Origin of the sequence: Pseudomonas sp. TH15 (assembly GCF_016651105.1) — a bacterium.
Taxonomy (GTDB): Bacteria; Pseudomonadota; Gammaproteobacteria; order Pseudomonadales; family Pseudomonadaceae; genus Aquipseudomonas.
The window spans coordinates 2,156,871-2,169,976 of record NZ_JAEKEL010000001.1; the positions used below are offsets into that span (position 1 = coordinate 2,156,871).

The window sequence follows — 13,106 nt, forward strand, 5'->3', positions numbered from 1 at the left end:
CCGATTTTGGGGCCGCTTCGCAGCCCAACGGGGGCAAGCCCCCTCGCCACAGGGGCTGTGTACGCCGTAGCAAATTCTTCAATTCTCGTTCATTGAGCAGGATTTAATGACTCCCTTAAAAACCCAAGCCCCGAAAACCCCGGCGCTGCTGCAGTGAACCCAAAATCTCTGGTGGGAGTGTCCTCCCTTGGAGTGGACCGCAAAACCTGTGGCGAGGGGGCTTGCCCCCGTTCGGCTGCGCAGCCGTCGTAAAACCAGCGAATGCGGTGTGCCTGTAGGAATCGCGGTCGCAGGTTTTGGGGCCGCTTCGCAGCCCAACGGGGGCAAGCCCCCTCGCCACAGGGGCGTGTGTACGCCGTAGCAAATTCTTCAATTCTCGTTCATTGAGCAGGATTTAATGACTCCCTTAAAAAACCAAGCTCCGAAAACCCCGGCGCTGCTGCGGTGAACCCAAAATCTCTGGTGGGAGTGTCCTCCCTTGGAATGGACCGCAAAACCTGTGGCGAGGGGATTTATCCCCGTTCGGCGGCGCAGCCGTCGCAAAGCCAGTGCACGCGGTGTGACTGTGGGAATCGGGTCGCAGGTTTTGGGGCCGCTTCGCAGCCCAACGGGGATAAATCCCCTTGCCACAGGGATTGTGTACGCCGTAGCAAATTCTTCAATTCTCGATCATTGAGCAGGATTTAATGACTCCCTTAAAAACCCAAGCCCCGAAAACCTCGGCGCTGCTGCGGTGAACCCAAAATCTCTGGTGGGAGTGTCCTCCCTTGGAGTGGACCGCAAAACCTGTGGCGAGGGGATTTATCCCCGTTCGGCGGCGCAGCCGTCGCAAAGCCAGTGCACGCGGTGTGACTGTGGGAATCGGGTCGAAGGTTTTGGGGCCGCTTCGCAGCCCAACGGGGATAAATCCCCTTGCCACAGGGATTGTGTACGCCGTAGCAAATTCTTCAATTCTCGATCATTGAGCAGGATTTAATGACTCCCTTAAAAACCCAAGCCCCGAAAACCCCGGCGCTGCTGCGGTGAACCCAAAATCTCTGGTGGGAGTGTCCTCCCTTGGAGTGGACCGCAAAACCTGTGGCGAGGGGATTTATCCCCGTTCGGCGGCGCAGCCGTCGCAAAGCCAGTGCACGCGGTGTGACTGTGGGAATCGGGTCGCAGGTTTTGGGGCCGCTTCGCAGCCCAACGGGGATAAATCCCCTTGCCACAGGGGCTGTGTACGCCGTAGCAAATTCTTCAATTCTCGTTCATTGAGCAGGATTTAATGACTCCCTTAAAAACCCAAGCCCCGAAAACCCCGGCGCTGCTGCGGTGAACCCAAAATCTCTGGTGGGAGTGTCCTCCCTTGGAGTGGACCGCAAAAACTGTGGCGAGGGGATTTATCCCCGTTCGGCGGCGCAGCCGTCGCAAAGCCAGTGCACGCGGTTCGACTGTGAGAATCGGGTCGCAGGTTTTGGGGCCGCTTCGCAGCCCAACGGGGATAAATCCCCTTGCCACAGGGACTGTGTACGCCGTAGCAAATTCTTCAATTCTCGTTCATTGAGCAGGATTTAATGACTCCCTTGCCCGCACCTCTGCGCTGGCTACATTCCCTTGAATGGCGCCGGGGTTTCTATGACTGGGCGCGCAGCGATGGCGTGACCTGGGTCTACATTTTCAAGGTGCTGATCGCAGCATTCCTGACCCTGTGGCTGGCCATGCGCCTGGAGTTGCCGCAACCGCGCACAGCGATGATCACCGTATTCATCGTCATGCAACCGCAAAGCGGCCACGTGTTGGCCAAGAGTTTCTATCGCTTCCTCGGCACGCTCGCCGGGTCGACGGTGATGGTCGCGCTGATCGCATTGTTTGCGCAAAACACCGAACTGTTCCTCGGCTCGCTGGCGATTTGGGTCGGGATCTGCACGGCCGGTGCCGCCCGTTATCGCAACTTCCGCGCCTACGGTTTTGTGCTCGCCGGCTACACCGCCGCAATGGTCGGTTTGCCGGCATTGGCTCACCCGGACGGCGCGTTTATGGCGGCGGTCTGGCGGGTGCTGGAAATCTCCCTCGGGATTATTTGCTCGACCCTGATCAGCGCCGCGATCCTGCCGCAAACCGCCAGCGCCGCGATGCGCAACGCCTTGTATCAGCGCTTCGGCGTGTTCGCGTTGTTCGTCACCGACGGCTTGCGCGGTCGCAGCCAACGCGAAGCTTTTGAGGCGAGCAACGTGCGTTTCATCGCCGAAGCGGTGGGCATCGAAGGCTTGCGCAGCGTGACGGTGTTCGAAGACCCGCACATGCGTCGACGCAACGGTCGACTCAGTCGCTTGAACAGCGAGTTCATGAGCATCACCACCCGCTTCAACGCCTTGCACCAATTGCTCGAACGCTTGCGCAGCAGCGACGCGGACCACGTGGTGGCAGCGATCAAACCGGGTCTGCAGGACCTCGCCGAATTGCTCGACGGCTTCAGTGGCCGGGCGCTCACCAACGCCGATGCCGCGCGTCTGGTCGCGGCGTTGACCGCTTACAAGGAGGGCTTGCCGGCGCGGGTTCGCGGTCTTCGGACGATCTTCCAGGAGACCGACCCGAGCGACGCCGAGCAGCTGGATTTCCACACCGCATACGAGTTGCTCTATCGCTTCGTCGATGACCTGCACAGTTATGCACAGACCCACGCCTCACTGGCCGATCACACCCACGCCCGTGAGCAATGGGATGAACCGTTCACCCCGCAAACCAACTGGCTGGCGTCGGCAGCGTCGGGGATTCGCGCGACATTCATTCTGGTGGTGCTCGGCAGTTACTGGGTGGCCACTGCATGGCCGAGCGGGGCGACGATGACGATGATTGCTGCCGCCACCGTCGGCCTGTCCGCCGCGACGCCGAACCCGAAACGCATGGCGTTTCAAATGGCTTGCGGCACGTTGCTCGGGGCGTTGATCGGCTTCGTCGAGATGTTTTTCATCTTTCCGTGGATCGATGGTTTTCCGCTGCTCTGCATGATGCTCGCGCCGGTGATCGTGCTCGGCTCATTCCTGACCTCACGCCCGCAATACGCCGGGGTCGGCCTCGGTTTGTTGATCTTTTTCAGCACCGGTTCGGTGCCGGACAACCTGACCATTTACAACCCCTACACCTTTATCAACGACTACATCGCCATGGTGCTCGGCATGTTGGTGTGCGCCGCCGCCGGGGCAATCATCCTGCCGCCCAACAGTCGCTGGTTATGGCGTCGGTTGGAGCAGGATTTGCGCGGGCAAGTGGTCTACGCCATCAGCGGCAAACTCAAGGGCTTGGGTTCGAGTTTCGAAAGCCGCACCCGGGATTTGCTGCACCAGGCTTACGGCTTGGCGGTGGGCCAGCCGCAAGTGCAACGGGACTTGCTGCGCTGGATGTTCGTGGTGCTGGAAGTCGGTCACGCAATCATCGAGTTGCGCAAGGAACAGGCGATTCTGCCGGTGCACCCGGCGTATGCCGAATCCCAACCGTGGCGCCAGGCGATCCGCGTCATGGGCCGTTCGCTGGTGCGGCTGTTCCTGCAACCGAGCCAGAGCAATCTGGAGCGCGGCTTGATCGCCGTCGACCATGCGATCAGCCGCGTACAAGCCACTGACGAACCGTTCGCCCCGCACTTCGACACCTCGGCGTTGCGTCGGGTGAAGAGCTATCTGCACTTCATCCGCACCTCGTTGCTCGACCCGCAATCACCGCTTGCAGGCTTCATAAACGTGGCCGCAAAGACCAAGCCCCAAGGAGTTGAACATGCCGCGTGAAATCGCCTTCCACGGCGTGTACATGCCGACCATGACGCTGATGTTTTTCATCGCCGCAGCGCTGGCCTGGGCGCTGGACCGGTTTTTGTCCGGGTTCGATTTGTACCGCTTCTTCTGGCACCCGGCACTGCTGCGCCTGAGTCTGTTTACCTGTCTGTTCGGCGCCTTGTCGCTGACTGTCTACCGTTGAGAACGTTCTGATGAAAAAGCTCTTCAGCCTGCTCGCCACCCTGTTGGTGCTGGCCCTCGCGATATGGATCGGCCGGACCCTGTGGGTGCATTACATGGACACGCCGTGGACCCGCGACGGCCGCGTGCGCGCCGACATCATCAACGTCGCCGCCGACGTCACCGGCGAAGTGGTGGACGTGCCGGTGCGTGACAACCAACTGGTGAAGAAGGGCGACCTGCTGATGCAGATCGACCCCGAGCACTACCGCATCGCGGTCAAACAGGCGCAATCGATGGTGGCGTCGCGCAAGGCCACATGGGAGATGCGCAAGGTCAACGCCCACCGCCGCGCCGACATGGACGCGCTGGTGATCTCCAAGGAAAACCGCGACGACGCCAGCAACATCGCCGACTCGGCCCTGGCCGACTACCAACACGCCCAGGCGCAACTGGAAGCTGCTGAGCTGAACCTCAAACGCACCGAAGTGCGCGCGGCGGTGGACGGCTACGTCACCAACCTGAACGTCCATCGCGGGGACTACGCACGCATCGGCGAAGCGAAAATGGCCGTGGTCGATATGAACTCGTTCTGGGTCTACGGTTTCTTCGAAGAGACAAAATTGCCCCACGTGCGAGTGGGCGATAAGGCTGACATGCAACTGATGAGCGGCGAAGTGCTGAAGGGGCATGTGGAGAGTATTTCCCGCGGGATCTACGACCGCGACAACCCGGAGAGTCGCGAGCTGATTGCTGACGTGAACCCAACGTTCAACTGGGTGCGGTTGGCTCAGCGGGTGCCGGTGCGGATTCACATTGATGAAGTGCCGGAGGGGGTGCTGTTGGCGGCGGGGATTACGTGTACGGTGGTGGTGAAGCAGGACGTTGTGGATAACTAGGTAGACCGAGTCGTCTGAATCGCGAGCAGGGGCTTCTGTGTGCGCAGATCCAATGCAGGAGTGAGCCTGCTCGCGATAGGAGCCACTCGGTATTTCAGACAAATACCGAGCAATCACGCACTGCAAAACGTCTCATGTAAATACCGCCAGACCACCCGCCCGCAAACGGATTTTTCAAACACCACTGTCGAGCGCCGATCCGTGTGCAAACCGCTCGCATCGGTCTGCTGCTCGCGGTAGCTCACCGTCGCACCGCGTTCATGCACCGCAATCATGCGTAACTCGCTGAGCGCGATGTTGAAGCCAGTTTTCTTGCCGCCAGCCATGCGGAACAATCCGCTCAAGGCTTCGAAATCCAAGACCCGGCCCAGCGGCGAAACCATGCAAAACGCTGGCGAAAACCGGGTCAGCAATCGGTCAAGCGCGTCCTGTTCTTCCGCCACGGCAAACCATCGCTCGATGGCCTCGTGTGCCTGAATCACTTCCTGAAAATATTCGTTGTCGTCAGTCATGGGGATTTTTCCTTGAGGGGTGTTGGCCTCAACAACGCCAGCACGGTTGTCGAGTCGAAGCGCAGGACGCTGATCATTGGCAGCAACGTGAGCAGCGCAGCGGCGATAAAACAGGCGCGGAAACCAGCGCCACCCAAAGCGCCCAACAGTGAGCTGAGCAGCGCCGCACCAAGGCAGAAACCGAGTTGTCGGTTGATATTCCACAGCGCACTGGAGTGGCCCATTTTGTCTGCTGCGATGCCGACAAAGGCCAACGTCTGCGCGGTGACGCTGCACAGGCTGCCGCCCAGGCCCATCAGCGCGTAAGCGATGATCAGCGGCGTGCTGGCGGGTTGTTCGATGCGCATCAGCAGCACAATGCCGAGGCATTGCAGGAGCATGCCGGCGCTCAGCAAAGGTTTGGGGCCGATACGATTGAAACTGCGTTTGCCGAGCATGATCGCCACGCCCGAAGCGACCGCCCATGGCAGCATCAATGCGCCGGTTTGCGCCGCCCCGAAGCCGAGGCCGTGCAGGTACAGCACGGCGATCATGTGAGTGCCGGTGAACACTCCGGGCACGCACAGGTAGATCAGCATCGCCAGGCGCAGTGACGGATTTTTGATCAGTTGCAGGTCGAGGATGGCGCCGGGTTTGTGCCAGCCATCGCGCAGGTAAAGACCCAGGGTCAGCAGGCTGAGCAACAGCACCAGGACGCCGAGGGTTCGGCTAGCGGATTCGCTCACCAGGCTGACGGCGATCAGCAACAAGCTGAGCGCCGCAGCCGCCAACAACAGGCCACGAGCGTCCAGTGTCGGCCGTTCGCCGGCGGGTTGATCGGCTTTCAACCAGAACAGGCCGAGCCCGAAAGCGAGCAGCGCGACCGGCAAGTTAAGGTAGAAAATCCACCGCCACGACAACGCCTGCACGATCAATCCACCCGCCGCTGGAGACAGTGCAGGCACCATCAGCGCGACCAATAAAACCACGCCAGTGAAATGCGCGCGCTGCGCCGGCGCAAACTGCCGATAGGCCAAGGCCTGACCGACCGGCAGCAACAGTCCGCCACCGAGCCCTTGCAGCAGGCGCCAGCCGATCAAGCTTTCAATCGATCCTGCTTGCGCCACCAGTGCAGAGCCCACGCCGAACAACAGCAGCGAAGCAAGAATCAACCGTCGCTCGCCGACCCGTGCGGCCAGCCACACGCTGAGCGGAATGATCAAGGTCAGGCCGAGCATGTAGGCGTTGGTGATCCACGCCAGTTCGGTCACTGACGCGTGCAATTGTTGAGCGATGTCGGGGTAGGCAATGCTCGCGACGAACATGTTCAGCAAGTCGAGGGCAAACCCCAACAGATACACCAGCGCGACTTTCGAGCGATAAGCCATGGCAGCTTCCCTGTGATAAGACGTGCAGGGTAGGGCGCTTCAGGTGATAGGAAAACGCTGGTTTGGCTGCTAGTTTGTCAAAATTATTTTGACAAGGAGTGCCGCGAACATGGTCAGTCTCGATCGTTTCGACACGTTCAAAGCGGTGGTTGAGGCCGGCTCATTGACCGCTGCCGCCGATACATTGGGCCAGACGCGTGCGGTGGTGAGCTTCAACCTCAAGCGGCTGGAGGAGGAGTTGGGCGTAACCTTGCTCACGCGCAACACTCGGCAACTGGCGCTGACCGATGCGGGCGAGCGTTTTTATCGACGCTGCTTGCGCACGTTGGACGAAGCGCGGCTGGCCATTGAGGAGGCTCGCTCCGAGCATTCACAGCTCAAGGGCACGTTGCGTATTACCACGACCGTCGAGTTCGCTCTGGCGCAAGTGGTGCCGGCGCTGGAGGTGTTTCGTCAGCAGCAGCCGCAACTGAACATTCACTTGTCGACGTCTTCAACCCATGCCGATCTGATCTCCGAGCGTTTTGACATGGCGATTCGTCTGGGCCGCATGCACGACTCCAATCTGCGTGCGGTGCAGTTGTCGACGTTCGAGGTGTTTGCGGTGGCCGCGCCGAGTCTGGTCGAGCGTTATGCGCCGGTTGCCACGCTGGCCACGCTGGAGTCGATGCCGACCTTGGGCCATGGACGCGTGCCGGAAATGACCGTGACCAATCCTTCCGGGGAAGAACTCGTCTATCAGCCAAAACCGGGCACCACTGCGATCGTCGCCGACAACTCGGCGACGCTGCGGGCGTTTGCCTTGACCGGGCAAGGTGTGGCGATTTTGCCGCAATGGCTGATTCAGGAGGATTTGGAGGCTGGGCGATTACAGCGCGTGTTGACCGATTTCCGCTTCGCGCAGCAAGGCGTGTATGCGCTGTACCCGGACACCCGGCATTTGCCGTTGAAGGTGCGCGCGTTTATCGACTTCATGAAGGGCTGGGGTTAAGGGTTTGTGGTGATTGTTTTGGCCTCTTCGCGGGCAAGCCTTGCTCCTACCGGTTTTGCGTTATTCCCTGATATTCCGAACAGCGCCGAATCCTGTAGGAGCAAGGCTTGCCCGCGAAGGCGACACATGGCCTTTCGCAATGCGCCCCGAAACGTCGCCACGGCTTTTGGTGAACGGCTAGCGGCTGAGTAGCGGCCGATGTCTTCATCACGCGCCTCATCGAACAAAGTTTTCTTGCTGGTGACCTGGGTGACCCGTTCGCTGTAGAGCTGGTCGCCTTCAGCGATCTGCGCAGCATTGTTACGCCAGCGATTCCATGCTGCATGAGCCGGGCAAACGCCGCGAAGGTCTCAAGTGCACGCATTCTGCTGAATGCACCCGAAGGCACAACCGCAAGGACGCGCAAGGGTTGTTGGCAAAGGGCAGGATCGTTATATTGCCGGCCCTTTCGAGCCTGCAAGGAGCAAGCGGATGAAGTACATCGGGGGATTTATCTTCGGACTGATGTTGCTGTTCAGTACCGTCGGCGCCGTCTACCAAGGCTACGATTGGTTCGATCTCAGAATCAGAGGCCTCAAGGCTCCTGCACAAGTCTTGAGCACCTCCAGCTCGAGGATGACTCATGTCGGGAGCGGCAACAGTTACACCACCACCCGAAGGGTTGCCTTTGTCACGGCGGACGGCACGCCGGTCATTCATGAGTTCACAGATGAGTTCTCCGGCGCCGTGGCGGGAGACAAGGTCAGCGTGTTCTATAACCCCGCCAACCCCCGTGAAGTCATCGCGGGCACGTTCTTTGGACTTGGATTGTTTCTGGCATCGATCATCTTTGCACTGTTGTGTGTTTTGGGGATCAAGATAGCCTGGGAGGAATGAGTGTTTTCCCAGGCTCAGAGTTGGCGATTCAAACCGAAGCGCTTCATCAAGGTCGACTCCAGCAACCCCTTGGGCAGCAGCGTCGCCAGCAGTGGCAGCGCCCGGCTGCCATTGCCGATGCGGATCAGCCGTGGCGGTTTTTCCTGCTGCACAGCCTTCAACAACACAGCGGCAAAGCCACGGGTTGGCGTTGGTTTGTCTTGCGAGGCCTTGGCCCGCGCACGAATGCCTTCACGCAGCGGCCACCATGGCGATTGTTCGGTAATCAATTGTTCGGCTTCCTGGCCGGCATTCTTGGCGAAGCTGGACGCGATGGCGCCGGGCTGGACTTCCATCACGCGGATGCCGAACGGCGCCAGTTCCATACGTAACGCGTCGCTCAAGGCATGCACCGCCGCTTTCGAGGCGCAATAAGCGCCGGCGAACGGCGTGACCAGAACCCCAGACACGCTTCCGATGTTCACCACCAATCCCTTCGCCCGGCGCAACACCGGGAACAGTGCGCGGGTCACGCCGACCACGGCAAACACGTTGGTTTCAAACTGGCGCTGCATGGCCGGCACGCCGCCATCGAGCAGCGGTCCCATGGCGCCATAACCGGCATTGTTGATCAGCACGTCGAGGCCACCATGTTGCTGGTTGATCCGCTCGCTCAACGCGTCGAGCGCCGGCCCATCGTTGACGTCGAGTTGTACGGCGATAAACCCGGCGGCCTCCAGCGCTGCCACATCGTCAGCCTTGCGGGCACTGGCCCAGACTTTGTAACCGGCCGCTTTGAACACATCAGCCAGGGCGCGGCCAATGCCGCTGGAACAACCGGTAATCAACGCAACGGGCATGGCGCGGTCCTTGTGCAATGTGAAGAGAGGGGATTAGTCGGAGAAACTACCCTGCAAACGCTCGGCGCGAAACTCCAGGGTTTGCGCGCGGTAACCGGGGCGCAATGGCGGCATCGGCAAACAGTCTTCCCAATTGGCGCCAGCCTGCAATTCGCCGGGGCCGCGATAGCGCGGGGCGGCGTATTGATTGTCGGCCAGGTTGACCGTATCGCCCGGCGCGTAGGCTGCGATGCGCCAGCGCAGTTCGGTCAGCGGCACGTCGTTGCCGTTGTTCATTTTCAATTGCAGCGGCCGATCTGCCGGGCACTGGTCCGGGGCATAACTGATGCGCAACTCAAGGCGCGCCAGTTGCTTGACCTCGCGGTTGTCCAGCCAGATCACCCAAGTGGCGACCAGGCCCAGGCCAACGGCGGCGGCCACGGACACCGGCAAGGCTTTGGCGGGGTAGCGCAACAACAGGATCAGCCAGGTGATGATCAGCAGGATGCCGATGAACATGTTCGAGTCTCCGCAAGCACGTGAACTTCATCCTACCGAAGGGTGAGGGAAATGGACATTCAGGGCGTTGAGTTTTGCCGTTGGTCGGTACTGTCATTTCTGTCAGTAGCCAGCCACTCCCGCACCTGCTCCCATGTTTTCAGGACTCAAAATTTCCGTTGTCGTGTTGGAGCAGGTTCATGGATGCGCATTTCAGAACGCCAAGAGTTTTGTTATTCGACCCACGCGGTCTGACGACATGCGCCGTTGACTACTGGCGTGCAGACGCCAGTCTCCCAGCTGAATCCCGTGTCAACCGCACGACGTATGACACCGCCGGGCGTGCGACGCGTCAGTGGGATCCGCGACTGTGGCTGCTGCAAAAAACCGACCCGCAAACGCCGCCCAATCTGACCACGGTGTACACCTTGAGTGGTCAGGTATTGCGCTCGGACAGTGTGGATGGCGGAACGCAAGTCATGCTGTCGGGCCTAGCGGCTCAAGTGCTGATGAGCTGGGACAGTCGCGGTACTGTTCACGAAATTGACTATGACCAGATGCTGCGTCCGCTGGCGGTGTTTGAAGCGTCTGTTGCGCAGCCACGGCAATGTGTCGAGCGTTTTGTCTACGGTGCGGCGGGGCAGGGCGAGCAGGCGCGCAACCAGTTTGGTCAGTTGATCCGCCACGATGATCAGGCCGGCAGCGTGCTATTCAATAGCTTTTCGATCACCGGCCAGAATTTCGAAAGCACCCGCCACTTCGCGCTTGATCCGAACAACCCGGATTGGCCCGAACCGATCGACGAGCGTTGGCAATGGCTCGAGCCCGGCGACGGCGCGACCACTGGCTGGCGTTTCGGTGCGCAAGGGCAAATGCTTGAACAAGTTGATGCCCGAGGCCATCGGCAGCGATTCGAGCAGACCGTCGATGGCCGGTTGCGCGCCTGCCGCTTGCAGCTCAAGAATCAGCCCGTTGAGCAGAGTCTGGTCAGTGAAATCCATTACAACGCCAACGGTCAGGTCGAACAGGAAACAGCCGGCAACGGCGTGCGAACGACGTTGAGCTATCGGCCGCAGGACGGTCGGCTCATGCGACGTCACGCACATAAGGCTGACGGTGCGCTGTTGCAGGACCTGACCTACGCCTACGACCGGATGGGTAACGTGCTGAGTATTCGGGATCAGGCGCAGCCGACCCGCTACTTCGCCAATCAGCGCATCGAAGCGTTCAGCGAATTTTTTTACGACAGCCTCTACCAACTGATCGATGCGACCGGCCGGGAGGCGGGTGCAGCGTATCAGGGGCCGGGCTCGCTCGGTCGAGTCGATCCGGCAGCGCTCAGCAACTATCGGCAGACGTATCACTACGATGCCGGTGGCAATTTGCTTAAGCTCAGTCACGTAGGCGTGCAAGGCCCAGGGCGTGAGTTGCAAGTTGCCCGCTACAGCAATCGCGGCTTGCCTTTCCTCAACGGTGTACCGCCCACCGAAGCGCAGATCGCGGCGGCGTACGACGCTCGCGGCAACTTGCTGATGCTGGATCAAGGGCGCTTTGTGCAATGGAATCTGCGCAATCAGCTGCAATCGATCAGCCCGGTGCAAAGGGTTGGCGGGGTCAACGACCGTGAACTGTATGTGTACGACGCCAGTGGTCAGCGAGTGCGCAAGATCCGTTCGCTGCAGACCAGCGCCCGCACCGTGATCAATGAGGTGCGCTACCTGCCGGGGTTGGAGTTGCGTGTCGACAGTGCTGGCGAAGTCCTGCAGGTGATCTCGGCACAGACCGGACTCAACAGCGTCAACGTCCTGCACTGGGAAGGCCCGCCACCGTCGGGAGGCAATGATCAGTATCGGTACATCTTGGCCGATCACCTTGGGTCGGCCAACCTGGAATTGGCCGAGGACGGGCGGATCATCAGTCAGGAAATCTATTACCCGTTTGGCCAAACGGCGTGGAGACGTGAGTCCGAAGTCGGTTACCGAACGATTCGATACTCGGGCAAGGAGCGGGATTGCTGTGGTCGAACTTTTTTAGACCATGATGTAGGAGCGTCGATTTAAGGAAGCATCATGGGATATCGGGTTGTTACACCAGAAGAAAAAGCAGAGGCGATTCGCTTGGTGGTGGACATGCAATACTCCGTCCCCAAAGCCTGTGAGGCCACCGGTGTAGGGCCTACAGCCCTGCGTCGATGGGTAATACGGTGGCGCCGGGATCAGGAAGGCGTTGCTCAATTGCCACGACTGCAGGATCAGGAACTGATCGAGTCGCTTCAAGCGAAACTGGCGCTACTTGAGACCGAGAATCAAGTGTTAAAAAAGCAATTGCCCTCTCATCTGAAGGTTCTGTTCGGTCGAACCAAATGATTGATGGCGTTAGAGGTGCGTTGTCAATTCGGCGCACGTGCTCCGTGCTTGGCATTGCTCGAAGCAGCTATTACGCAAAGCGTAAAACCAAACGACTAAAGCCTCGTCTGCGTTGGCTAAGGCGCAAGCTTCGTGCATTGCACAAACAGCATCGGGAAGCCTTAGGTACTCGTGGCCTTTGCAAAGCGTTGAGAAAAGAAGGGGTCTTTATCGGACGCTATCGAATGCGCACGTTGATTAAAACCTTCGGTCTGCACCGGCGCAGACCGCGTTATGCACACTATCGCCGCGCCACAAAGCCGGCAATCGTTGCTCCCAACATACTTGATCGTCGATTTAATCCGACTCAGCCAGATACTCTTTGGGCAGGCGATATCACCTACATCAGGGTCGGTAACAGTTGGCTTTATCTTGCCGTAGTGATGGATCTTTTTTCACGCAGGATTGTGGGCTGGGCGTGCTCAAGAACTGCCGACGCCGAACTCGCTGCGAAGGCTCTGAGGTTGGCAGTGGCATTTCGCCGACCGATGCCTGAGTTGTTATTTCACTCAGACCAGGGCTGTCAGTACACAGCTGATCGATTTGTTGCCTGCTTGGCAGAAAACCGGATTTTGCAGAGTATGAGCCGTCGAGGAAACTGTTGGGATAACGCCGTGGTAGAGCGCTATTTCAGAACATTGAAGCACGACTGGATGCCGGAGAACGGCTACCAAAATCATTTGGAAGCGGAGAAGGATGTGATGGATTTCATTTCGCACTACAACCATCGCCGCTGCCACTCTGCTTCAAACCACTTGCCACCTGCGCTATTTGAGCGGCAGGCGGCCTAATGCTCCTACGGAATGGTTTAAAA

11 protein-coding genes and 1 pseudogene are annotated in these 13,106 nt (G+C 59.5%); 8 read left to right on the top strand and 4 right to left on the bottom strand.

The genetic code is table 11. The features are described 5' to 3' along the window. The first annotated feature begins 1,553 nt into the window (after positions 1-1,553). The 3 genes from JFT87_RS09650 to JFT87_RS09660 are packed head-to-tail and all read left to right on the top strand — an operon-like array spanning position 1,554 to position 4,825. Complete coding sequence (locus JFT87_RS09650) at positions 1,554-3,758, top strand: FUSC family protein (protein ID WP_201200742.1); 2,205 nt, start codon at positions 1,554-1,556, stop codon at positions 3,756-3,758. After that, complete coding sequence (locus JFT87_RS09655; RefSeq protein ID WP_201200743.1) at positions 3,748-3,948, top strand: DUF1656 domain-containing protein; 201 nt, start codon at positions 3,748-3,750, stop codon at positions 3,946-3,948. The genes JFT87_RS09650 and JFT87_RS09655 overlap by 11 nt, the downstream gene beginning before the upstream one ends. 10 nt (positions 3,949-3,958) lie before the next feature. After that, positions 3,959-4,825, top strand: coding sequence for an efflux RND transporter periplasmic adaptor subunit (locus tag JFT87_RS09660; RefSeq protein WP_201200745.1), 867 nt, complete (start codon positions 3,959-3,961; stop codon positions 4,823-4,825). A gap of 113 nt (positions 4,826-4,938) precedes the next feature. On the opposite strand, the gene JFT87_RS09665 is transcribed toward JFT87_RS09660, so the two are convergent. Both JFT87_RS09665 and JFT87_RS09670 read right to left on the bottom strand, forming a co-directional pair. Further along, entirely contained in the window at positions 4,939-5,337 is a 399-nt protein-coding gene (locus tag JFT87_RS09665; protein ID WP_201200747.1) for a DUF4440 domain-containing protein, read from the bottom strand. After that, positions 5,334-6,704, bottom strand: coding sequence for an MFS transporter (locus tag JFT87_RS09670; RefSeq protein WP_201200748.1), 1,371 nt, complete (start codon positions 6,702-6,704; stop codon positions 5,334-5,336). Before JFT87_RS09670 ends, JFT87_RS09665 begins: the two co-directional genes overlap by 4 nt. 109 nt (positions 6,705-6,813) lie before the next feature. Here JFT87_RS09670 and JFT87_RS09675 point away from each other — a divergent pair, with 109 nt between their 5' ends. Beyond that, positions 6,814-7,695 (top strand): LysR family transcriptional regulator, encoded by an 882-nt coding sequence (locus JFT87_RS09675; RefSeq protein ID WP_201200749.1) that lies wholly within the window; start codon positions 6,814-6,816, stop codon positions 7,693-7,695. A gap of 471 nt (positions 7,696-8,166) precedes the next feature. Then, complete coding sequence (locus JFT87_RS09680; RefSeq protein ID WP_201200750.1) at positions 8,167-8,571, top strand: DUF3592 domain-containing protein; 405 nt, start codon at positions 8,167-8,169, stop codon at positions 8,569-8,571. A 14-nt stretch (positions 8,572-8,585) separates the two neighbouring features. Here JFT87_RS09680 and JFT87_RS09685 read toward each other — a convergent pair whose 3' ends face one another. Both JFT87_RS09685 and JFT87_RS09690 read right to left on the bottom strand, forming a co-directional pair. Further along, positions 8,586-9,410, bottom strand: coding sequence for an SDR family oxidoreductase (locus JFT87_RS09685; RefSeq protein WP_201200751.1), 825 nt, complete (start codon positions 9,408-9,410; stop codon positions 8,586-8,588). 33 nt (positions 9,411-9,443) lie between these two features. Beyond that, a complete protein-coding gene (locus tag JFT87_RS09690; protein ID WP_201200753.1) occupies positions 9,444-9,908 on the bottom strand; it encodes a multidrug transporter in 465 nt (154 codons plus the stop codon). Positions 9,909-10,087: 179 nt separating this feature from the next. Here JFT87_RS09690 and JFT87_RS09695 point away from each other — a divergent pair. The 3 genes and pseudogenes from JFT87_RS09695 to JFT87_RS09705 all read left to right on the top strand — a co-directional run. Beyond that, a pseudogene (locus tag JFT87_RS09695) lies at positions 10,088-11,908 on the top strand (RHS repeat domain-containing protein); the annotation flags it as partial. A 48-nt stretch (positions 11,909-11,956) separates the two neighbouring features. Next, on the top strand, positions 11,957-12,253 hold the full coding sequence (locus tag JFT87_RS09700) for a transposase (protein WP_201200757.1): 297 nt from the start codon (positions 11,957-11,959) through the stop codon (positions 12,251-12,253). After that, positions 12,250-13,083: an IS3 family transposase gene (locus JFT87_RS09705; protein WP_201200759.1), complete on the top strand. Its 834-nt coding sequence runs from the start codon at positions 12,250-12,252 to the stop codon at positions 13,081-13,083. Before JFT87_RS09700 ends, JFT87_RS09705 begins: the two co-directional genes overlap by 4 nt. Positions 13,084-13,106 lie beyond the last annotated feature (23 nt).